This is a genomic window from Rhizobium sp. PP-F2F-G48 (assembly GCF_004342335.1).
Classification (GTDB): domain Bacteria; phylum Pseudomonadota; class Alphaproteobacteria; order Rhizobiales; family Rhizobiaceae; genus Ferranicluibacter.
In genome coordinates, this window is the sequence record NZ_SLVH01000007.1 from 153,480 (window position 1) to 174,644 (window position 21,165).

Here is a 21,165-nt window from a genome sequence, read left to right on the forward strand (position 1 = left end):
GGAAACACGCAGCGGAAAGCAAGGACGAACGGCGGATTATCTCAATCGCCTCGACTTCATCATTCTTGATGAACTCGGCTATGCGCACCATGTCGTTGCCGACATGACCTATCGCTTGGGAGATCGCCCGGGCAGGGAAACAAAGGACCGCGTTCTCAATGCCCCAGCCAGTTGCTGCGGGCCAAGCAGTACCCACCTTTGCCGCAATCCACACTGACCGCATTGAGAACCGGCGCAATCAGAGGCGCCAATGCAAGACCTTGAAAGCGAGACCAGCATGATCGAATTTACCCGCGCCTGCGCCCGGTCCGCCAACGTACTGGTCATTGCGGCGGCTCTGGCCGGTTCGGATACCTATCATCCGGAAACGCGGCTCTTCCGCTTCGAGCATGACGGCCAGGCGGGGGAACAGTGGTATTTCGACGACTTCAATTTTCACGTGCAGGACGTGACCTTGTTCCGCAATCCGGAGATCGATGCGACGACGGATTACCTCACCTATCTTTCGTCGGAGGGTGACGTGTTCCATGCCTGGTGGAAGGGGAACTTCCGCGAGAAAATCCCTGCCGCTGGAACCTGGGCGGACGATGCGAAAGGCCATGGCAGGATGTCGGCGATCGCGCAGATCGGCGACAGGCTTTACGCGTGCGGGCAGGGCGGCCAGATCTATCGGCGGCAGGGCCAGGACGATTGGCAGCTTCTCACGGACGCCTTGCTTTTCGATAGAACAGCCTACCAAAAGAAGAAGGAAGGCCGCCCCAAGACGACGGATCCGGCCTATCTGGATTGGCTTCGGGACTATCAGAAGCAGGCGCCCAGGAACATTTCGTTCAATGCGATAGCAGGGCTCTCGGAAGATGCAATCTATCTCTGCGGAGAGGAGGCAACGAGGCCGATCCTGTATTACTGGGACGGAACGGCGCTGCACGAGCAGAAGGTGCATCTGGAAGAAGCGGCGCTGACCAACATCTGGATCGAGCATGCCGACAGCATCTGGGTCTGCGGGAGGGAGGGTGTGCTTCTTCACGGCAGCTTTGCGCGGGGCTTCACCCCCGTCAATCTGCGCGAACAGCTTAACCTCTTCCATATGATCACGCCTTACCGCGGCCAGCTGGTGATGGCCTCGAGCGTCCGCCCCGGCGGGCTCTTCGAGCTTGATCCAGCGACATCGGAACTCAGTCGTTTTTCGCCTAGCATGCCGAAGCTGCGCGGCGACTATATCTTCTACGCCTGCGCCATAGGCGATGTTCTATGGGTGGTAGGTCAGAAGGACATTCTTTGCTTCGATGGCCGCGAATGGGAAAGAATCGAAAATCCAGATCTGCCGTGATCGCGTCCGGCCGTAGAACCTGAACAATCTTAGTTTCTGTGGAATAACGCCCATGGTCTATACCTGGTGAAGCTCTGAAAGCCAGAATGTTTCGCTTTCGGGGCTCGAAGCGGTCAGTCGGTTGCTCAGATTCCCGCTACCGGGAACAGCCCGGATGGAGACTATCCTCAGGGGAAAGCATCAAGGTCATCAACGACATCCCGGATCTGCCGCCGGAATGCAAAAACTTGCAGCGACGATGGCGACCGGGCAAGTGTTCGCTAATACCAGTGCCGCCGCGCCCGGTCGTATAAAGGAACGGCCGCTACCAACCGGCGAGGCCGAGAAGGGGACAATACTGATGTATGTCAACGAATGGGCTGCAACAATGCAGGCAGCCGTCGCGCTGGACGCCGACCGTTTCACCATCTGCCTCGGCGAACTCGAATACGACGATCCCTTCACGGCGATCATCTCCTATGATGGCCAGTTCCCGCAGCCCTGGAGCCGGACGGACGTTCGTCGCGAGATCGTCGATGTCTCCTATCTTGACATTGGTGGCTCCGAAGGTTTCGTTCCCGTTTCCCTCAGCAACGAGGGTGACGTCTATGTCGTCAGGGAGGATCGGGCCGAGTGGTCAAAGATACCGGGAGCCGGGGTGTTAAGCGAGGATGCGGAAGGATTTGGCGCCGTACACGAGCTAGTGGTGGACGGCGCGCAGCAATATGTCGTTGGCAACAGCCGGCAGCTTTATCAACGCGACGGATTGGGCGACTGGCAGCGCATCTCGGCGGATGCGTCTCATGCAGAAGGGTATGAGGCTGAACATTTCGGCGGGGCTATTGCGGTGGATGGTGCCCTGTTGATCGAAGCATTTCAACGGCCGGCTTCCGAGACGACGGCTGCGGATCTCGATCCGAAACGCTGGGAAAACATGACACCGGAGCAGTTCCTGGCAATGATGGATGAAGATGAAGAGAAGCGCAACACGCGGTCGCGCCAGCAGCGGCTATACACCTATCGCGACGGCAGCTTTACGGAACGTTCTGTGCCGCAGGACATCGTGATCAGTGGTCTTTATCGCGACGAGGATGGCAGCGTCTGGCTGCTCGGTGTCAACGGGCTGATCATGAGGAGTCGAAGCGATGGCAGTTTTGAAACACTCGGCTTCCATGGCGACACGGAAACCCTATTCAGTGCAGCCCGACGCTCTTCAACTCTCTACTTCGCAACCGATGACGGGCTTCGCAGCTTCGACGGGCACAAGCTGAAGGTGGTGAAGCCCGTTATGAATTCGCCGTCTATCAATCAAAACGTCCCGGTTCCCCTGAAGATCCAAGCCTTCGGAAACATGCTGGTATATTTCGACCGTAAGCACGGCGTCGCACGTTGGGACGGAACCGATTGGAAATGGGTGGAGATTCCGCCCGAGCTGCTGGAACGAGACTTTAAGCGACCCTTGCTGCAAACACGTTAGTGCTAAAATACGAGACAAATGGCCACCGAACGTCGTTTTTAAACGCCACAAACTGAAAGGAAGCGACCGTGTCCGGCTAAGATCACAATCAAAGCGCAGCCCGAGTTCGCGGTTCTGCGTCCTTCTGCTGGCAAGCAGTTTGCCCAACTGCTCGAGTTGCTCAGGCAAGGCTCTAGCTGAACCACTTAGCGCTTCCTCAAGCGCCTCAAATCTCGATGGCGTATCCGGACGTCACGGGGTCATGGTGATCGCCGCAACCAACAGGCCGGACGACATCGATACGGCACTGCGAAGGCCGGGAAGGCTTGATAGACACATCCAGGTCGAGATGCCTCACATGGAAGCACAAGAGCAGATCCTGTCGGCGCATATCGGTCGTGCCCTCCCGTCGGACGAGCTGCGAAACATCGGTCTTGCGACAAGCGGCTACACCGGAGCAGGCCTTCGGCAGCTTGTCAGGGATGCCCGCCGTGTCGCACGCAAGAAGCGCAGACCCGTCTGCGGCGACGATTTCCTTTCCATCGTGCCGCCCCTCGAGGCCCTAGCGGAGGCGGAGAGTTGCCCCATCTGCGTCCATGAGGCCGGGCACGCCGTCGTGCGGCTGGCGCTCGCGACCGGCAGGATCGAAGCGATCGTCGTCGTGAGGCAAGCCGGACACCGCCGACGGACATTTCCGGCACGTCGAATGGCGCAGGTCCAGTGAGCGCAACAGGGCGATCCAGACCTACCGGAGCGAAATCGCCATGTTGCCGGGCGCCCGAACAGGTGATCCTGGGCGAGATCTACGAGGGTTCCGGCGGCATCGATGGATCGACCTCCAGACGGCGGCCGACATTGCGACACTGCTTGTGACTGGCTACGGCGTGAGGGGGTTAGGGTTCACGCGCACGTCTGCTTCGCGGGATCTCGATCAGCTCAGGGCGAGCGATCCCATGCTGACGACGCGCGTGGAAAGTCTGCTCTCCGAGGAACTGGTTGCCTCTGTCACATCTGGCGGCATTCATAGTCAGCAATTACATTTCTTGGTACAACCCGTAAGATTTTCAATTTCGTGTATTTGTGCCTACAAATTTAACCACAGTAGGAATCAGATAAAGATCTGAGATGATGCAAAAACGGGAGAGAGCAGGTCGTTTTACAGCACGTCGCCGCGTTCAGGGAAATATGTCCTTGCACTAATTTGGGACACAAACTTGAGTTCTGGACATTTTGGTTGAATAACAAAACTTTGCAGAAACAAGACATTCTAACTTTGCGGCTACACCTCTGGATCAGATAATCAACGTTATGGAACTTCTCAGCCTCACCATTGCTCTCACCGTTCACCCCGTCGATATGGCTGCATCAAAGCCTGCGGCACGCGGGCGCGGCGGGCGGTGATGGCGAGGGCGGCGATGGAGAGGATGTAGGGGATCATCAGGAACAGCTGGTATGGAACGACACCGCCCAGTGCCGTTTGCAGGCGCAATTGGAAGCCGTCGAAGAAGGCGAAGAGAAGCGCGCCGATGAGGGCCCGGCCCGGGTGCCATGACGCGAAGACGACGAGCGCGATGCAGATCCAGCCGCGACCTTGCACCATCGTCGGGAAGAAGCTGTTGAACGCCGAGAGCGTCAGGAAGGCGCCGGCCATGCCCATCAGGGCGCTGCCGGCCATGACGGCGCCGTAGCGGATCGCCATCGGATCGACCCCTTGCGCGTCGGCCGCATGCGGATTTTCACCGGTCATGCGGATCGCAAGCCCCAGCGGGGTTCGGAACAGGACATAGGCCATGACGACGGCGATCAGGATCGCCAGGTAGGTCGGCGGCGTCTGCGCGAACAGCGCCGGCCCAACGAACGGGAGATCGCTGAGGCCGGGAATGGCGATCGGCTGGAACGGCTCGATCGTCGGCGGGTTTCCGGCGACCGGCACCAGCAGGCGGAAGAGAAAGTAGCTGAGGCTGGAGGCAAACAGGGTGACGCCGAGACCGGAGACGTGCTGCGACAGGCCGAGCGTGACCGTGAGCAGCGCATGCAGGGCACCGAAGACGGCGCCGGCGATGGCGGCAACGATCAGGCCCGTCCAGAGGTCGGCGCCATTGTAGACCGAAAGCCAACCAATCATCGCCCCGAAGGTCATGATGCCTTCGATGCCGAGATTGAGGACGCCTGCCCGCTCGCAGAGCAAGGCGCCAAGCGTGCCGAGGATCAGCGGCGTGGCGATGCGCAGCACCGCGGCCCAGAGCCCGGCGGATGCGAGGATGTCGAACACCGCGGTCATCGGCGGATCCTGTACTGGGTGAAGAAGACGGCCACCAGCATGGTGAGCAGCGACAGCGACACGGTGAGGTCCGCGATGTAGCTCGGAATGCCCATGCTGCGGCTCATGCCATCCGCACCGACGAACATCGTCGCGGTGAACAGAGCGGCGAGCACCACGCCGAGCGGATGCAGATTGGCGAGCATGGCGACGACGATGCCGGAATAGCCATAGCCGGGCGAGAGATCGGTCGTCACATAGCCCTTGACGCCCATGACCTCGACCGCGCCGGCGAGCCCCGCAAGACCGCCGGAGATGCAGGCGACGATGACGAGCGTGCGGGCGAGCGGCACGCCGGCATAGACCGCCGCCTGCGGATTGAGGCCGGCTGCGCGCGACTGCAGGCCGAAGACCGTGCGCGACTGCACGAGGTGCAAGAGAACGGCGAAGACGAGAGCGAGGACGAGCCCGAGATGCAGCCGGGAGCGCGACAGCAGTTTTGGCAGCACGGCGCCGTCCGCGACCGATTGCGACTGCGGCCAACCGAAGGCGGCGGGATCTTTCAGCACCGTATCGATCAGCATGGAGACGAAGAGCACGGCGACGAAATTGAGGAGCAGCGTCGTCACCACTTCATCGACGGAAAAGCGCAGGCGGAGCCAGAGCGGCACGAGCAGCAGAACCATGCCGGCGAGAGCGCCGAGGACGAGCAGCGCCGGGATCTGAAGAATGGCGGGAAGTCCGCCGAGGAGATGGGAACTTGCCGCCGCCACGACGATGCCGCCGAGATAGAGCTGGCCTTCCGCGCCGATATTCCAGAGCCGCGCCCGGAAGGCGACGGCGGCGGCAAGGCCGGTGAGCATCAGTGGCGTGGCCCGCGTCAGGGTTTCCGTGGCGGACAGGCGCGACCCGAAGGCACCCTTCAGAATGCGCCAGTAGGCTTCCCAGACCGGTGCGCCGGCCAGGGCGATCAGCACGCCCGAGATGGCGAGCGCTGCGGCGATCGCGATGATCGGCGTCGCGATGACCAGAGCGACAGGCCGGTGTTCGCGCCGCTCAAACCGCATCTCGTGCCTCCGTCTGCCATTCGCCCGCCATCATCAGGCCCAGCCTTCGCCTGTCGGCATCCTCGCTGCGGATCGGCGGCGAAAGCCGACCACCGACGATCGCCTGTATCCGGTCGGCCAGCGCCATCACCTCGTCCAGATCCTCGGACATCAGAAGGACGGCCGTGCCGGCCGCGCGCGCTTCGAGGATCCGTGCATGAACGGCGGCGACGGCCCCTTCGTCCAGCCCTCGCGCGGGCTGTGCGGCAAGGAGAATGCGCAGCCTGTCGATGAGATTGCGGCCGAGGATCAGTTTCTGCATGTTGCCGCCCGAGAGCAACCGGGTGCGTGTCGTGGGCGTGCCCCCGCGCACGTCGAACTGCTCGATGATATCGCCGGCGAATGTCAGGCCTGCGGCACGGTCCACGAGGCCGTATTTTGCAAAGCGCGGGAGTCGTTCGAGGACGGCGTTTTCCCAGATGGCCATCTCGCCGATCGCACCGTCTTTGTTTCGATCTTCCGGAACGCGCCCGATGCCGGCTGCGACGACATCCGCGACCGTGAGATGATCGACGGCCTTGCCGAACAGCAAAAGCTCGCCCGACGTTCGGGCAAGCGTGCCGGACAGAAACTGCGCCAGCGCCCCCTGCCCGTTGCCGGAGACGCCGATGATGCCGAGAACCTCGCCGGCGCGCAGATGGAAATCGACGGCCTTCAGCCGATCGACGCCACCGCTTCGCACGGTCACGCGAACGGCCTCGAGAACCGTTTTGCCCGGCGCCGATGCCTCGCGAACCGGCCGCGCCACGCTGCGCCCGACCATGAGTTCGGCCAGTTCCGATTTGCTGGTTTCCGAGGTCTTTCGATCTGCGATATGCCGGCCGCCGCGCAGGACGACGACGCGGTCGGCCGTCGCCATCACCTCGTCCAGCTTGTGGGAGATGAAGATCAGCGAAAGGCCCTGGCGCGCCATGTCCTTCAGGGTCGAGAACAGCGTCTCGGCCTCCGGCTGCGTCAGCACCGCGGTCGGCTCGTCCAGCACCAGGATGCGGGCATCATTGTAGAGCGCTTTCAGGATCTCCACGCGCTGCTGTTCGCCCACGGAGAGATCCCCGAGCCGTGCATCGGGATCGACGGCGAGACCGAAGCGCTGCGCGATATCGACCAGTTTGGCCCGCGCCTGCCCGCGGCGCGAGCGCGGCGACCACAGGCTTTCCGTTCCCGTGGTCACGTTTTCCAGAACGGTGAGGTTCGGTGCGAGCGAGAAATGCTGGTGTACCATGCCGATTCCGGCGCGGATGGCGGCCCGTGGCTTGCCGGGCGGCAGCGGCGTCCCATCGACCAGCACCTTACCGCTGTCGGGGACGTAATGTCCGAAGAGAATGCTCATCAGCGTGGTCTTGCCCGCGCCATTCTCGCCGAGAAGTGCCACGATCTCGCCCTTTGCCAGCGAGAGCGAGATGCCGTCATTGGCGAGGTTGGTGCCGAAGCGCTTGCTGACGTCGACGATGTCGAGAACGGGCGCCGTCATGCCGGCAATCCTGCGATGGGAAAGCGATGTGCATAGTGCTGCTCCCGTTCAAGAGACGCAGCCAGTTGCAGGAGGCGCGCCTCCCCGCCCATCGGCGCCATAAGCTGGACCGGCAGAGGCAGGCCGACAGCGTCCGACCCGAACGGCAGCGTGATGGCGGGACATCCCGAAGCATTGGCGAGGGCGGCAAGCGGGGCGAACGCTGCCATGCGCCGGAAATGCAGGTCGATATCGCCATGATCGCTCGGAAAGGACCCAAGGGCCGGCGGCGGGCCTGACAGCATCGGGCAGAGCAGAACGTCGATGTCGTCGAACAGGCGCCAGAGATCGCGGCTGACGAGAACCATGGCATTCAGGCTTTTCCAGAGATCTGTCGCCGGACGGGACAGGCCGCGCGCGATGACGGCCTGCGTCAACGGCTCGGTCCGCGCGGCATCCAGGCCGAAGGCCGTTATTGCCTCGGCAAGGTTCACGCAGACGATGTCGAGAAAAGCCTGCCGGCTTGCGGCGCCGGCCTCGTCCACCGCTGAGAAGGGAACGGCGACGAGCCGGTGTCCCTGCGTTTCCAACGCCCTGCCCGCCGTCTCCACGATGGCCATGTGCTCGGCATGTGTCGGGTAGAGTGTGCCGGTGTCTGTGAGAACGCCGACCCGCAGCGGTCCCTCGATATGCGGCACAGGTTCGACGTGCGGGAACGGCCCGCGCGCCCGTCCGCTGGCGGCGGTGAAAATGCTCGATGCGTCGCGCACCGACCGGCAGACGGCAAGTTCCGTCGCGATGCCGCCGAGATGGTTGCCGAAGCTCGGGCCGGCCGGCATCGCGCCGCGGCTGGGCTTGAGACCGACGAGGCCGCAGCAGGCGGCGGGCACGCGGATGGAACCGCCCGCATCCGTCGCGTGGGCGATGGAGACGATGCCGGCGGCCACCGCGGCCGCTGCCCCGCCGGAAGAGCCGCCCGCCGTCCGCGTCGTGTCGAGCGGATTGCGGCAGATCGGGCCGATGGCGGGTTCGCTGGCCAGCGACAGTCCGAATTCCGGGCTCGTGGTCAGGCCGAAGAGGCAGAGGCCGGAGGCGCGAAACCGTTCGGCGAGATCGGAATCCGGGTCCGGTCCGACCGTATCGCCACGGGCAAGCTGCCTTGATCCTGCAGCGACGGGGAAGCCTGCAAACGGGCCGCCGAGATCCTTGGCGAGCGTCGGCACGCCGGCAAATGGCATGCGCCCCCGCGAGATTCCCGGCAAAGCGTCGATCGCTGCTGCCGCGGCGAGACCCCTCTCCGCATTCAAGGACGTGATGGCGCCGAGGCCGGCAAAGGTCTCGGCGGCCGACAGCGACGCCTGCATGGCCTCGCGCGCGGTCAGGCGACCACGGGCGATTGCCTCGGCCAGCGCCGTCGCATCGGCGATGGGGGACACCTATTTCGGCTCGTCGGCAACCTTGGGAACCTCGAAGGTGCCGGCCTTGATCTCGGCGCGCTTGGCCTCCATCGCGGCTTCGGCATCGGCCGGGGCGACGCCCTTCACGAAGACGATATCGCTGCCGCCTTCCTTCATCAGGCCGTAGGCGGTGTAGTCGCGGCCGGTGGGCTTGCCGGCGGCGACGTCCGCCAGCGCGGCGTTCAGGATCGGGCGGAAGTTCCACAGCGCATTGGCAAAGACCGTGTCGGGATAGCGCGGCGTGTAGTCCACGAGCGACCCCACGGACTTGATGCCGCGTTCCTTGGCGGCGTCCGCCGTGCCGATGCGCTCGCCGAAGAGAATGTCCGCACCGGCATCGATCTGCGCCAGACCGGCCTCGCGTGCCTTCGGCGGATCGAAGAAGGTGCCGATGAAGGTGACCAAGTGCTTGGCATCCGGATTCACCGCCTTCACGCCGGCGGCAAAGGCGTTGATCAGCATGTTGACCTCGGGGATCGGCATCGCGCCGACCGAGCCGACCACGTCCGATTTCGTCATCTTGCCGGCAAGCATGCCGGCGAGATAGGCGCCGTCGAAATTCCAGGTGCCGAACACGCCGAAATTGTCACCGGCTTCCTTGCCGCTGGAGCCCATGACGAAGGCCGTATCCGGATAGTCGGCCGCGACTTCGCGCGCCTGCTTCTCGACCGGAAACGTCTCGCCGATGATGAGCTTTGCGCCCTGTTCCGCATATTCCCGCATGGCGCGGGGATAGTCCGTGCCGGAGACCCCTTCCGAGAAGACATATTCGATGATGCCGTCCTTGGCGGCGTCCTGCATTGCCTTGTGCAGCACGGAGTTCCACGCATTTTCGACCGGAGACCCGTGGATGCCGGCGACCTTTACCGGCGTGGCCGCACGCAGGGCGGGGGCGAAGGCGCCGGCGCCCAAGGCCATTCCCGATACCAGAACGGCGCGGCGCGACATCAAGAACTGCTTGGTCATGTGAGATCCCCGTTTTTTGATCGATTGGTTCAATTTCTATGAGCGGCCTAAAAATGTGTCAAGCGGATAGCAAGGTCAGAAAATAAGCATGCACAGGTCTTCGCAAGGTGCGTGCAACGGCGAAAAATGCCATGCTCACGTCTGACATTCAACCGCTGTCACCATCGATCAGCGTCATCGGCCAGAGCTGGCGATGGGCGGCGTTCGGATAGAGGGCGGCATAGGCGGGCATGCTGGCAAGGAGCGTTTCGGCGAGCGAGATGCCGAGATCGCGAAGCGAGAGGTCGAAGCAGGTCAGGCGTGGCGAGAGATAGCGGGCCTGCGGGCTGTGCAGGCCGATGACGGCAATATCCTTGCCGGGCGTGAGACCGGCTGCTTCCAAACCGTGGAACAGCCCGGTGACGCTGCCATCGTTCAGCACGACGATGGCCGAGGGGCGGTTGGGATGGCGTGCGAGGTCCTGCCCGACGCGATAGCCGCCAGCTTCGTTGGGCGATGCGGTGAAGACCAGGCCTTCATCCAACGCCAGCCCGTATTCGGCCAGCACCGTGCGGCAACGCTCCAGGAAGACATGGCCGAGATTGAGGTCGTCATGCGGGCGGAGCACCGCGATGCGGCGGTGGCCGCGCTGCGCCAGCCGCGTCATCACCGTCGTCGCCATGCCTTCGAAATCGAGATCGATGAAGGGCTGCCCGACATCGGTGAGGCTGCGGCCGAGGGAGACGAAGGGGATCTTGCGCCGGTCGAGCAGGGCGAAACGCTCGTCGATCCGCCGCGTCGCCGACAGCATGATGCCATCGGCAAAGCCGCGCGCCACCACCCGCTCGAGATAAGCATCCGGATCCTCCTCCGAGGAGCAGAGCAGCGCGACCAGATCCAGCCCGTGTCGGGCAAACACCGTCTGCACGCCATCGAACACGCTCATGAAGAAGGTATCGCCCTCCCCCGTGATCTCATGGCCGGTCTGCATCATGAAGCCGATGACGCCAGTCGAGCCTTTGCGCAGCGCCCGGCCGGACTGATTGGCGACGTAGCCGAGCCGCTCGGCCGCTTCGAGAACCCGCCGCCGCGTCTCTTCGTTGACGTCCTTCTTCCCGTTCAGCGCGCGCGAAACCGTGCCGATCGAGATCTCCAGATGTTCGGCCAACTGCCGTATGCCCTTCACCACCACCGTCATCAATCCTTCGCTTTCGACAAATCCTATTGACACGAACCCTCTTCTGTCCATAGTCTCGTAAACGTTTACGGAGATCGAAAGAGGAGTTTCGATCCCGTTCGGGAGGACTTCAGTGACAGCATACAGAGCCGTTTTATGCGGGTGCGGAGCTATGGCCAAAGGCTGGCTGAAGGCGCTTGCCGCAGACCCGCTTCTCCGCAGCCGCATCGAGATCGTCGGCCTGGTCGATCTCGATCGCGCCATGGCGGAAGCGCTCGCCCGCGAGTTCGGCCTCAGTGATGCCGCGATCGGAACCGACCTGCCCTCGATGCTGGAGGCGACGCAGCCGCAGATCGTCTTCGACGTCGTCATTCCCGCAGCCCGCCGCGCCGTCGTCTCCGCCGCGCTCGCACAGGGATGCCACGTGCTGAGCGAAAAGCCGATGGCGACCTCGCTCGACGAGGCCCGCGAGCTTCTCGATCTCGCCCGAAAGGCTGGCCGTCTCCACGCCATCGTCCAGAACCGCCGTTTCATCTCCGGCGTGCGGCGCATGAAGCGGCTCGTGGAGAGCGGCGCGATCGGGGCGCTGACGGCGGTCCATTGCGACTTCTTCCTCGCCCCGCATTTCGGCGGCTTTCGCGACCAGATGCAGAACGTCCTGCTGCTGGACATGGCGATCCACACCTTCGATGCCGCCCGCTTCGTATCCGGCAAGGCGCCACTGTCGGTCTATTGCGTGGAAACCAACCCCGCAGGCTCGTGGTATGCGCATGGCGCTGCGGCCAATGCCGTCTTCAAGCTGTCGGACGATGCCGTCTTCACCTATCGCGGCTCCTGGTGCGCGGAAGGCCGACGCACGAGCTGGGAGAGCGAATGGCGGCTGGTCGGTTCGGAGGGCATGATGACCTGGGACGGCGAGGACATGTTCGACGTCACGGTTTCCGGTCACGAGCCCGGCCTTCTCCACGGCGCCCGCGCCCTGCCGATGCCGGACGCCGCCGACGCGGCGGAAACGCTCGGGCATACCAGCGTCCTCCTCGATTTCCTCCGCGCGATCGAAACCGGCGGCGAGCCGGAGACGATCGGGCACGACAATATCAAGAGCCTCTCCATGGTGTTCGGCGCCATCGAGAGCGCCCGGACCGGCCTTGCCGTCGATCTTTCAGCAGAAGGACAAAAGTCTTGAACAACCCCGCAAATTCCATCCGCGTCGGCACCATGATCAGCGCGAGCGCCGGACAGGCGGCCACCCGCATCGGGCAGATCGCCGATCTTGGCTTCGAAAGCTTCGAGCCCTTCTTCTGGCAGACCACCAACGGGCAGGATCTGGCAGACCTCGGCAAGCGCTGCCGCGAGGCGATCGGGGAGCGCGACATCACGATCTCCACCATCGGCATGTTCGGCAATCCGCTGGAGGAACAGGACCTCGACCTGCAGACGCTGCAGGGATGGAAGGACTGCATCGACAATGCCCATCACTTCGGCGCCACCTGCGTTGCCGGATTCACCGGCCGCGTTCGCGATAAGCCCCTGCCCGAGAGCCTGCCGCGCTACCGCGAGATCTGGAGCGAGCTTGCCCGCCGCGCCGCCGACAAGGGCGTGAAGATCGCCTTCGAGAATTGCGCCATGGACGGCAACTGGCAGAGCGGCGACTGGAACATCGCTCACAACCCGGATGCCTGGGAGCTGATGTTCAACGAGACCCCGGACGACAATATCGGGCTCGAATGGGAGCCCTGCCACCAGATGGTCTACCTGATCGACCCGCTGCCGCAGATCCGCAAATGGGCATCCAAGATCTTCCACGTTCACGGCAAGGACGCGACGATCCGCTGGGATGTCATCCGCGAGCATGGCATCTTCGGCAAGGAAAAATTCGTGCTCATGCGCACGCCGGGCTTCGGCGACAGCAACTGGACCGACATCATCTCGGAGCTGCGCCTCGCCGGCTGGTCCGGTTCGATCGACATCGAGGGCTGGCACGATCCGGTCTATCGCGACGCGCTGGAAATGACCGGGCAGGTGCACGGCCTGAACTATCTCAAGACATGCCGGGGCGGAACTTTCGTGACCGACCCGCAATGAGACGGCCGGGCGCCATGGAGGATGGCGCCCGGAGGAAAACCCGTAAACCAAGGAGGAGAACATGACCATGAAGACCTGGCTTGCCGCCGGTGCGCTCGCACTGGCCACCGCTTCCACGTTTGTGCCCGTCGCGCACGCCGAAGACGTGAAGATCACCGTCTGGACGCTCGACCGCGATATCCAGCCGGCACCGAACCTGATCAAGGATTTCAACGCGCTGAAGAACGGCATCACGGTCGAACATCGCCAGATCCAGTTCGACGACGTTGTCAGCGAGGCCATGCGCGCCTATTCGACCGGTCAGGCGCCCGACATCATCGCGATTGACAATCCGGAGCACGCGCTCTTCTCGTCGCGCGGCGCCTTTCTCGACCTGAGCGACAAGATCGCCGCCTCGACCGTGGTCAAGACCGAGAACTATTTTCCCGGCCCCCTCGCCTCCGTCATGTGGGATGGCAAGTATTTCGGCATTCCGAAGGCCACGAACACGATCGCGCTCTACTACAACAAGGACATGTTCAAGGCGAAAGGTCTCGATCCCGACAAGCCGCCGCAGACATGGGCGGAGCTGCTCGATGCCGCGCGCAAGCTGAACGATCCGGCCAAGAACGTCTATGGCCTGGCCTTCTCGGCAAAGGCCAACGAGGAAGGCACCTTCCAGTTTCTGCCCTGGGCGCAGATGGGCGGCGCCTCTTATGAAACGATCAATGCGCCAGGTGCCGTGAAGGCGCTCGAAACCTGGAAGACCATCATGGACGAGAAGCTCGCCTCGCCCGACACGCTGACGCGCGGCCAGTGGGATTCCACCGGCACCTTCAATTCCGGTAATGCCGCCATGGTCATCTCCGGTCCGTGGGAGCTCGACCGGATGAGCACCGAGGCGAAGTTCGACTGGGCCGTGACCCTGCTTCCCGTGCCGGAAGCCGGCGCCGAGCGCTCCTCCGCCATGGGCGATTTCAACTGGGCGATCTTCTCGACCACACAGCATCCGGACGAAGCCTTCAAGGTGCTCGAATATTTCGCCTCGCAGGACGACCGGATGTTCAAGGACTTCGGCCAGCTGCCCGCCCGCTCCGATATCGCCATTCCTCCGACCGGCAACGACAAGAAGGATGCGGCGCTGAAGGTGTTCGTGGAGCAGCTGAAATATGCCAAGCCGCGCGGCCCCCATCCGGAATGGCCGAAAATCTCCAAGGCCATCCAGAATGCCATCCAGGCCGCGCTGACCGGGCAGATGAGTGCGCAGGACGCGCTCGACCAGGCGGCGGAGAAGATCAAGTCGGTTCTCGGCTAAACGGGCTTCCTCCCGGAGAGCATGGTGACCGGAGGAGGGCCAAGGTCCGCTTGCCTCCTCCGGTGCCGTGTTCGGGCACCGCCTGCACCCTGTCCAACCTCATTCCGACGCATGACCACCGCGGGATCGCGCCCCGTTGCCCGGAAAAGCTCTGATGGGAGCGACGATGAAACGCATCTTCTCCAGTCTTGCGGACGGAAAAGGCTTCGATATCGCCTTGATCGTCTTCCCCTTCGCCTTCCTGTTCGTGATGGCGGGTCTGCCGCTTGTTTATAACGTCATCATGAGCTTCCAGGAGGTCGACATGTTCAGCCTCGGTTCCTTCGCGCGGCCCTTCGTCGGTTTCAAGAACTACGTGACGCTGTTCTCGCAGCCGGAGACCTGGCCGATCCTCAAGAACACCGCGATCTTCGTCTGTGCCTCGATCGCCGGCCAGTTCGTCGTCGGCTTCGGGCTCGCGCTGTTCTTCTGGACCAATTTTCCCGGCGCCTCGTGGCTGCGCGGCCTGTTTCTCGTCTCCTGGGTCATGCCCGGCCTCGTGGTCGGCGCCATCTGGAACTGGATTCTTTCCGGCGATTTCGGCGTTCTCAACTACCTCCTGAACACGCTCGGCATCATCGACGGCAACATTTTCTGGCGTTCCGATCCGGCCTATGCGCTCTGGGCCGTCATTATCGCCAATATCTGGCTCGGCACCTCGTTCAACATGATCCTCCTGTCGGTCGGCCTTTCCGCCATTCCGAAGGACCTGTTCGAGGCGGCGGAACTCGACGGCGCCAATGCCTTCCAGCGATTTACGACGATCACCCTGCCGATGATGCGCTCGACCATCGGTGCCGTCATCTCCCTCGGGCTGATCTTTACCCTGCAGCAATTCGACCTGTTCGCGGCCATCACTTCCGGCGGGCCGAACAATGCCTCCAACGTCACCCAGTACTGGGCGTGGGAGCTGTCGTTCCGGCAATACGACTTCGCGCAGGGCGCGACCATTTCGGTGGTCATGATCGTCTTCGTGATGATCGCGTCCATCGTCTATGTCAGATCCACACGGCACGAGGTGCGCGGATGAGCGAAGTGTCGAAACACCGGCTGATGCTCGCGATCGCCTGCATCCTCGCGGCCGTCTATCTCTTTCCGCTCTACTGGATGTACGTCACGTCGCTGAAAAGCGGTTCGGCGATGTTTGCAACGCCGCCCGGCCTGTTCCCGGTCGATCCGCAGTGGAGCGTCTACAGCTATGTCTGGGAATCCCGGGACATGGGTCGCTACATGTGGAATTCGCTGGTGATCGCCGCCGGCTCGGTCGCGCTCATCGTGCTTCTCGGCACGGGCTGTGCCTATGTGCTGGCCCGATACCGCAGCCGCTGGGTCGATGTCGGCCTGTTTCTCATCCTCATGCTACAGGTTCTGCCGGCCTCGCTGCTGATCACCCCGATCTTCGTCGGCTTTTCCCAGCTCGGTCTGCTGAACACCCCGCGAACCGCCGTCATCATCGCCATCGCGGCAAAGAGCATGCCGTTCTACGTGGTGCTTGTGCGCTCCACCTTCATGAGCGTGCCGATGGAGCTCGAGGAAGCCGCGCTCGTCGATGGCAATTCGCGCGTCGGTGCGTTCTTCAACATCGTGCTGCCGCTCGCCCGCAACGGCATTCTCGTCAGCGGCATCCTCATCTTCATGCAGGCGTTCGGCGAGTTCGTCTATTCCAAGTCGATGATCCAGAACATCGAGCTCCAGCCGGCCAGCGTCGGGCTCAATTCCTTCATGGGTCCGAACACCAACGAGTGGAACAACATCCTGGCGTTTGCCTCGATGTATGTGACGCCGATCCTGGCCATCTTCGTCCTGCTTCAGCGCCGCATCGTCTCCGGCCTCACCTCGGGAGCCCTCAAATGAGCAACCAGACCGACCTGCAGATCGCGTTGACAGCCGTCAACAAGCATTATGGCGCCTATCACGCCCTGAAGAATATCGACCTGCGCATCGCGAAGGGCTCGTTCGTCGCGCTTGTCGGCCCGTCCGGCTGCGGCAAGTCCACGCTGCTGCGCTCCATGGCAGGGTTGGAGTCCATCACCAGCGGCGACCTCTTCATCGCCGGCGAGCGAATGAACAACGTGCCGCCGCGCAAGCGCGATCTTGCCATGGTCTTCCAGTCCTATGCGCTCTACCCGCACATGACGGTGGAGGAAAACCTGACCTACAGCCTGCGCATTCGCGGCGTGAAAAAGGCCGAGGCGAAGAAGGCGGCCGAGGACGTCGCGGCCACCACGGGTCTTTCCGGTCTCATGGGTCGCTATCCGCGCGAACTCTCCGGCGGCCAGCGCCAGCGCGTCGCCATGAGCCGCGCCATCATCCGCCATCCCAAGGCGTTCCTGTTCGACGAGCCGCTCTCCAATCTCGATGCGGCCCTGCGTGTCCACATGCGCAAGGAGATTCGCGCGCTGCACGACCGGCTGGGCGCCACCTCCGTCTACGTCACGCACGACCAGATCGAGGCGATGACCATGGCCGACCATGTCGTGGTGATGCGTCAGGGCATCATCGAGCAGCAGGGTGCGCCGCTCGATCTCTACGACCGCCCCGTCAACCGCTTCGTCGCCGGTTTCATCGGCTCGCCGGCCATGAACTTCGTGCCGGCGGTCGCCGGCGACGACGGGCGGTCGCTGCTGCTCGATCTCGGCGAGGGGCAGAGGCTTGCCCTCGATCGCCCGATCGCCGCCGGCCGGCCGCTGATCGCGGGCCTTCGACCGGAGCATCTCGTGATCGATCCGACCGGCGCGGGGCCGATCCGGCTTCGGGTCGCCGCCGTCGAAAGCACGGGCTCCAACAGCTACATCACCACCGCCAGCAAGCCGGAGATCGTCCTCGTCACCAATGGCCGCAGCCCGGTCGCGCCCGGGGACATGATCACGATCGGTATCGCTCCGCAGCACGTTCACGTCTTCGACGCGGAAACCGAGGCCCGCATCGAGATGCTGACAGGATGATGTGACAACGAGGGAAGCGATAAGACTCCGTAAAGCACGCCGAGCGACTTCCGTGAATTGCGCGGCTTTCAGGCGTGAAGTGAGAACCTTTCAGGGCTCAAGAGAAGGAGGACCGCCACATCTCGGGTAATTTATTAGAAGATGCTCACTAGGTTGCGGCATAAAGGAGATCTCACGCCATGATCGGCTGGGTGAAACGCCAGATACTCGCCTTCTGCGCAACCAACGCCTTCGCGTCGCGTCGCGATGTGTTTTCGATCGCCAAGCGCTCCGCCGTCGGTGTCATTTTCGTCGGCGATATCCTGAATGTGATCGGCCATGTGGTCCTCGATCGGTTCGGCCTGCTGCCCTACCCGCTCGTGCCGGCGGCCACCGTCGGCGCGCTGATCACAACCCTGCTCGGCATACCGCTGATCTTCACCGTCCTCTATATCGTCGGTCTCGCGATCCACGATCTCTCGATCTCCCGCGCACGCTTCGAGGAACTGAGCCGGACCGACCAGCTGTCTGGCCTCCTCAACCGCCGCGCCTTTCTCGATGCCTATGCGCACCATCAGGGCCCTGCGTCCCTCGTCATTTTCGACATCGACCGCTTCAAGGCGCTGAACGACAGCTTTGGACATGAGGCCGGCGATCGGGCGATCATGTCGGTCGCCGCCGTTCTCAAGGCGAGTTTCCAGACGCCGCACGTGGTTGCCCGGATTGGCGGCGAAGAATTCGCGGTGCTCGTCACAGGCCTGCGCGACGCGGATCGCCTGGCCCTTGCCGGAGCGGCCGTCAGCCGCATCGCGGGCACCGTCATCGATCTGGGCGATGTCGATACGGTCGTTACCGTCTCGGCAGGGGTCGCGGAGTTTGCGCAGCACGAAGAGTTCGCGCAGCTCTTTGCAGCAGCCGACAAGGCCCTCTATCTCGCCAAGTCGTCCGGCCGAAACCAGGTTTTGCACGAGACCGAAATCCCCGAGCCGATCCGCAGGGGTTCCACCCACCATTCTCTGGTGCACTCGGCCCAGTCGGCGTAACCGGGCCCGCGAGGGTGCGCGTGATCGGAGAGTCCGGGGGCAAGCGCCCCGTGTTACATCGTGGCGCCCAGCTGCCAGGGAACGAATTCGTTTGCGCCATAGCCGAGCTCCTCGGACTTGGAGCGCTCGCCGGAGGCGACGCGCAGGACGGTCTGAAAGATTTCGCGACCCTTTTCCTCGATCGAAACGCCTTCGAGGACGTCCCCGCAATTGATGTCCATGTCCTCTTCCATGCGGCGGTAGAGATCGGAATTGGTGGCAAGCTTGATCGACGGCGTCGGCTTGCAGCCATAGGCCGAACCGCGGCCGGTGGTGAACGCGATGACATTGGCGCCACCTGCCACCTGCCCGGTGGCGGCGACCGGATCGTAGCCCGGCGTGTCCATGTAGACGAACCCCTTGCGATCGATCCGTTCGGCATAGCCGTAGACGCCGCGCAGGGTCGACGTGCCGCCCTTGGCGACGGCGCCGAGCGACTTTTCGAGGATCGTGGTCAATCCGCCCGCCTTGTTGCCGGGCGAAGGATTGTTGTTGAGCTCGCCACCGGCCCGCGCCGCATACTCCGTCCACCAATCGATCAGATCGACGATCTTCCGGCCGACCGCCTCGCTTTCCGCCCGCCGCGTGAGCAGGTGCTCTGCGCCGAAGATTTCGGGCGTCTCGGAGAGGATGGCCGTGCCGCCCTGCCGCACGAGCTGATCCACCGCCGCGCCGAGCGCCGGATTTGCCGTGAGGCCGGAATAGCCATCGGAACCGCCGCACTGGAGCGCAAGCGTGATTTCGGACGCGGCGACGGTTTCGCGACGCGCCTTTGCGGCAACGGGCAAGAGATCGCGGACGCGTGCCACACCGGCCTCGATCGAGCGGCGTGTGCCCCCGGTTTCCTGGATCGTCAGGCTCTGGAAATGATCGCCCTCGACGATCCCATATTGCTGCTTCAGGCGCGGAATCTGAAAGACTTCGCAGCCAAGGCCGACGAGCAGGACGGCCGCGAGATTGGGATGCGTGGCGTAGCCCCACTGGGTGCGTGCAAGGATGTCGTATCCCTCGCCCGTGGAGGCCATGCCGCAGCCGGTGCCATGGGTGAACGGGATGACGCCGTCGATCTCCGGATAGTCCAGGAGAATGCCGGAGCGTTCCACCGCCTCGGCAATGAAGCCGGCGACGGTGGCGGAACAGTTCACCGACGACAGGATGCCGATATAGTTGCGCGTGCCGACGCGCCCGTCCGGGCGGCGAAAGCCCTGGAATGTCTCCGGCACCTCGCCCGCCAAGAGGCCGCCGTCGGGGCGAGCCTCGGTGGCAAAGGCGTAGTCGCGGGCGAAATCATGGATCGCCACATTGTGCTCGTGCACCCAGTCGCCCGGGGCGATCGCGGCCGCGGCGAAACCGATGATCTGGCCGAACTTGCGGATCGGCTCTCCTTCGGCGATCGGCACGAGCGCGATCTTGTGCCCCTTGCCCACCGCGCTGCGCGCCGCCACGCCGTTTGGCAGGCTGTCGCCCTTCGACACGCGGTCGATGGCGATGATCACGTTGTCGGCATCGTTGAGGCGCAGGACACGGGGCGTCGGCATGGTCAGACCTCCAGAATGGCTTTGATGGTGCCGGCGTCCGGGCGCAACCACTGCGGAAACAGCTCCGGTCCGTCGGCCAGTGCGCCACGATGCGTGATCAGCGCATCGACCGGCACGCGGCCGGCCGCCATCTGGCGCACGACCTCGGCAAAATCGTCGGCCTGCGCGTTGCGGCTGGCAAACAGCGTCGCCTCGCGTTTGTGAAACTCGGGGTCCGAGAAGGTGATGTCCGTGCGCACGACGCTGACGAGGACGTATCGCCCGGCATGCGCGAGGAAACCGAAGCCGCGCTGCATGGCGGCGGCATTGCCGGTCGCGTCGACGACGACGTCGAAGAAGTCGCCGCCCGTCATTCGCGACGCCTCTGCCTCCGCCGACGCATCGGCCCTGATCATCGCATCGGCGCCGAGCCGGTCGAGGGTGAAGCCCAGGCGATCCTCGCGGACATCCATGACCGTGACATGCGCGCCGCGCGCCTTGGCAAAGATGATCGCCGACATGCCGATCGGCCCGGAGCCGACCACGAGAACGCGGTCTGCCGCGGACACGCTGCCGCGCTTCACGCCGTGCGCGCCGATGGCCAGGAACTCGATGGTGGCGGCGGCATCGAGCGATGCGCTTCCGGCGGACACCACGTTTCCTTCCGGCACGCAGAGATATTCCGCCATGCCGCCATCGCGATGGACGCCGAGCACGGCGATGGTCTGGCAGGCATTCGACACACCCTTGCGGCAGGCATGGCAGGTTCCGCAGGACAGATAGGGCACGATATAGACGGCTTCGCCAGCTTTCAGCGCGCTGCCCTCGGGCGCGCGCTCCACGGTGCCCGAGAGTTCATGTCCCATGATCCGGGGATATTCGAGGAAGGGATGCTTGCCTTGGAAGATGTGGTAGTCCGTCCCGCAGATTCCGACGCGGCGGATGCGGACGAGCACCTCGTCCGGCGCCGGCTCGGGAACGGGACGGTCGATGACCGAAAGACGGCCGGGCTCGTTGCAGATCAGGGCTTTCATGACATCACCTTAGCAGATCGTTCGTCGTCT

General features: G+C 63.5%; 19 protein-coding genes and 1 pseudogene. 11 read left to right on the top strand and 9 right to left on the bottom strand.

Annotation, left to right across the window (positions count from 1 at the left end):
- Positions 1-82: pseudogene (locus C8J36_RS16705) on the top strand (IS21-like element helper ATPase IstB); the annotation flags it as partial.
- A 156-nt stretch (positions 83-238) separates the two neighbouring features.
- On the opposite strand, the gene C8J36_RS16710 reads toward C8J36_RS16705, so the two are convergent.
- Positions 239-439 (bottom strand): hypothetical protein, encoded by a 201-nt coding sequence (locus tag C8J36_RS16710; RefSeq protein ID WP_132536539.1) that lies wholly within the window; start codon positions 437-439, stop codon positions 239-241.
- Between the two features lie 15 nt (positions 440-454).
- Here C8J36_RS16710 and C8J36_RS16715 point away from each other — a divergent pair, with 15 nt between their 5' ends.
- The 3 genes from C8J36_RS16715 (at position 455) to C8J36_RS24990 (ending at position 3,489) form a co-directional block, all read left to right on the top strand.
- Entirely contained in the window at positions 455-1,330 is an 876-nt protein-coding gene (locus C8J36_RS16715; protein WP_132536541.1) for a hypothetical protein, read from the top strand.
- Positions 1,331-1,484: 154 nt separating this feature from the next.
- Positions 1,485-2,786 (top strand): hypothetical protein, encoded by a 1,302-nt coding sequence (locus tag C8J36_RS16720; RefSeq protein WP_245506596.1) that lies wholly within the window; start codon positions 1,485-1,487, stop codon positions 2,784-2,786.
- A 337-nt stretch (positions 2,787-3,123) separates the two neighbouring features.
- Entirely contained in the window at positions 3,124-3,489 is a 366-nt protein-coding gene (locus C8J36_RS24990; protein WP_245506606.1) for a hypothetical protein, read from the top strand.
- Positions 3,490-4,101: 612 nt separating this feature from the next.
- Here C8J36_RS24990 and C8J36_RS16735 read toward each other — a convergent pair.
- The 6 genes from C8J36_RS16735 to C8J36_RS16760 all read right to left on the bottom strand — a co-directional run bounded on the left by C8J36_RS16735 (position 4,102) and on the right by C8J36_RS16760 (position 11,169).
- Complete coding sequence (locus C8J36_RS16735; protein ID WP_132536553.1) at positions 4,102-5,046, bottom strand: ABC transporter permease; 945 nt, start codon at positions 5,044-5,046, stop codon at positions 4,102-4,104.
- The gene (locus tag C8J36_RS16740; protein WP_132536554.1) at positions 5,043-6,092 is read right to left on the bottom strand and encodes an ABC transporter permease; all 1,050 of its coding nucleotides are present in this window, start codon (positions 6,090-6,092) and stop codon (positions 5,043-5,045) included. The genes C8J36_RS16735 and C8J36_RS16740 overlap by 4 nt, the downstream gene beginning before the upstream one ends.
- Positions 6,082-7,602, bottom strand: coding sequence for an ABC transporter ATP-binding protein (locus tag C8J36_RS16745; protein ID WP_132536555.1), 1,521 nt, complete (start codon positions 7,600-7,602; stop codon positions 6,082-6,084). Before C8J36_RS16745 ends, C8J36_RS16740 begins: the two co-directional genes overlap by 11 nt.
- Positions 7,599-9,017, bottom strand: a complete 1,419-nt coding sequence (locus C8J36_RS16750; protein ID WP_245506597.1) for an amidase — start codon at positions 9,015-9,017, stop codon at positions 7,599-7,601. Before C8J36_RS16750 ends, C8J36_RS16745 begins: the two co-directional genes overlap by 4 nt.
- The gene (locus C8J36_RS16755) at positions 9,018-10,004 is read right to left on the bottom strand and encodes a BMP family protein (RefSeq protein ID WP_132536556.1); all 987 of its coding nucleotides are present in this window, start codon (positions 10,002-10,004) and stop codon (positions 9,018-9,020) included.
- Between the two features lie 148 nt (positions 10,005-10,152).
- Complete coding sequence (locus C8J36_RS16760) at positions 10,153-11,169, bottom strand: LacI family DNA-binding transcriptional regulator (protein ID WP_132536653.1); 1,017 nt, start codon at positions 11,167-11,169, stop codon at positions 10,153-10,155.
- Between the two features lie 124 nt (positions 11,170-11,293).
- Between C8J36_RS16760 and C8J36_RS16765 the strand changes: the two genes are divergently transcribed.
- The 7 genes from C8J36_RS16765 (at position 11,294) to C8J36_RS16795 (ending at position 18,545) form a co-directional block, all read left to right on the top strand.
- Positions 11,294-12,346, top strand: a complete 1,053-nt coding sequence (locus C8J36_RS16765) for a Gfo/Idh/MocA family oxidoreductase (RefSeq protein ID WP_281029245.1) — start codon at positions 11,294-11,296, stop codon at positions 12,344-12,346.
- Complete coding sequence (locus C8J36_RS16770; RefSeq protein ID WP_132536558.1) at positions 12,343-13,245, top strand: sugar phosphate isomerase/epimerase; 903 nt, start codon at positions 12,343-12,345, stop codon at positions 13,243-13,245. The genes C8J36_RS16765 and C8J36_RS16770 overlap by 4 nt, the downstream gene beginning before the upstream one ends.
- 61 nt (positions 13,246-13,306) lie before the next feature.
- Positions 13,307-14,539, top strand: coding sequence for a sugar ABC transporter substrate-binding protein (locus C8J36_RS16775; RefSeq protein WP_062596152.1), 1,233 nt, complete (start codon positions 13,307-13,309; stop codon positions 14,537-14,539).
- 166 nt (positions 14,540-14,705) lie between these two features.
- Complete coding sequence (locus C8J36_RS16780; RefSeq protein WP_132536559.1) at positions 14,706-15,608, top strand: sugar ABC transporter permease; 903 nt, start codon at positions 14,706-14,708, stop codon at positions 15,606-15,608.
- A complete protein-coding gene (locus C8J36_RS16785; protein WP_132536560.1) occupies positions 15,605-16,432 on the top strand; it encodes a carbohydrate ABC transporter permease in 828 nt (275 codons plus the stop codon). Before C8J36_RS16780 ends, C8J36_RS16785 begins: the two co-directional genes overlap by 4 nt.
- Positions 16,429-17,523: a sn-glycerol-3-phosphate ABC transporter ATP-binding protein UgpC gene (gene ugpC / locus C8J36_RS16790; protein WP_132536561.1), complete on the top strand. Its 1,095-nt coding sequence runs from the start codon at positions 16,429-16,431 to the stop codon at positions 17,521-17,523. Before C8J36_RS16785 ends, ugpC begins: the two co-directional genes overlap by 4 nt.
- 179 nt (positions 17,524-17,702) lie before the next feature.
- The gene (locus tag C8J36_RS16795) at positions 17,703-18,545 is read left to right on the top strand and encodes a GGDEF domain-containing protein (protein WP_132536562.1); all 843 of its coding nucleotides are present in this window, start codon (positions 17,703-17,705) and stop codon (positions 18,543-18,545) included.
- Positions 18,546-18,598: 53 nt separating this feature from the next.
- Here C8J36_RS16795 and C8J36_RS16800 read toward each other — a convergent pair whose 3' ends face one another.
- Positions 18,599-20,122 carry an altronate dehydratase family protein gene (locus C8J36_RS16800; protein ID WP_132536563.1) on the bottom strand — a complete coding sequence of 508 codons (1,524 nt, stop codon included), beginning with the start codon at positions 20,120-20,122 and terminating at the stop codon, positions 18,599-18,601.
- Between the two features lie 2 nt (positions 20,123-20,124).
- Complete coding sequence (locus tag C8J36_RS16805; RefSeq protein WP_132536564.1) at positions 20,125-21,135, bottom strand: zinc-binding alcohol dehydrogenase family protein; 1,011 nt, start codon at positions 21,133-21,135, stop codon at positions 20,125-20,127.
- Positions 21,136-21,165: the final 30 nt, after the last annotated feature.

What these genes read in the sequence shown, in the direction of transcription:
- ugpC (WP_132536561.1), top strand. Translation starts at nt 16,429, where the DNA reads ATGAGCAACCAGACCGACCTGCAGATCGCGTTGACAGCCGTCAACAAG.
- C8J36_RS24990 (WP_245506606.1), top strand. Translation starts at nt 3,124, where the DNA reads ATGGAAGCACAAGAGCAGATCCTGTCGGCGCATATCGGTCGTGCCCTC.
- C8J36_RS16785 (WP_132536560.1), top strand. Translation starts at nt 15,605, where the DNA reads ATGAGCGAAGTGTCGAAACACCGGCTGATGCTCGCGATCGCCTGCATC.
- C8J36_RS16740 (WP_132536554.1), bottom strand. Translation starts at nt 6,092, where the DNA reads ATGCGGTTTGAGCGGCGCGAACACCGGCCTGTCGCTCTGGTCATCGCG.
- C8J36_RS16780 (WP_132536559.1), top strand. Translation starts at nt 14,706, where the DNA reads ATGAAACGCATCTTCTCCAGTCTTGCGGACGGAAAAGGCTTCGATATC.
- C8J36_RS16745 (WP_132536555.1), bottom strand. Translation starts at nt 7,602, where the DNA reads ATGACGGCGCCCGTTCTCGACATCGTCGACGTCAGCAAGCGCTTCGGC.
- C8J36_RS16775 (WP_062596152.1), top strand. Translation starts at nt 13,307, where the DNA reads ATGACCATGAAGACCTGGCTTGCCGCCGGTGCGCTCGCACTGGCCACC.
- C8J36_RS16805 (WP_132536564.1), bottom strand. Translation starts at nt 21,135, where the DNA reads ATGAAAGCCCTGATCTGCAACGAGCCCGGCCGTCTTTCGGTCATCGAC.
- C8J36_RS16755 (WP_132536556.1), bottom strand. Translation starts at nt 10,004, where the DNA reads ATGACCAAGCAGTTCTTGATGTCGCGCCGCGCCGTTCTGGTATCGGGA.
- C8J36_RS16720 (WP_245506596.1), top strand. Translation starts at nt 1,485, where the DNA reads ATGGAGACTATCCTCAGGGGAAAGCATCAAGGTCATCAACGACATCCC.
- C8J36_RS16800 (WP_132536563.1), bottom strand. Translation starts at nt 20,122, where the DNA reads ATGCCGACGCCCCGTGTCCTGCGCCTCAACGATGCCGACAACGTGATC.
- C8J36_RS16795 (WP_132536562.1), top strand. Translation starts at nt 17,703, where the DNA reads ATGATCGGCTGGGTGAAACGCCAGATACTCGCCTTCTGCGCAACCAAC.
- C8J36_RS16735 (WP_132536553.1), bottom strand. Translation starts at nt 5,046, where the DNA reads ATGACCGCGGTGTTCGACATCCTCGCATCCGCCGGGCTCTGGGCCGCG.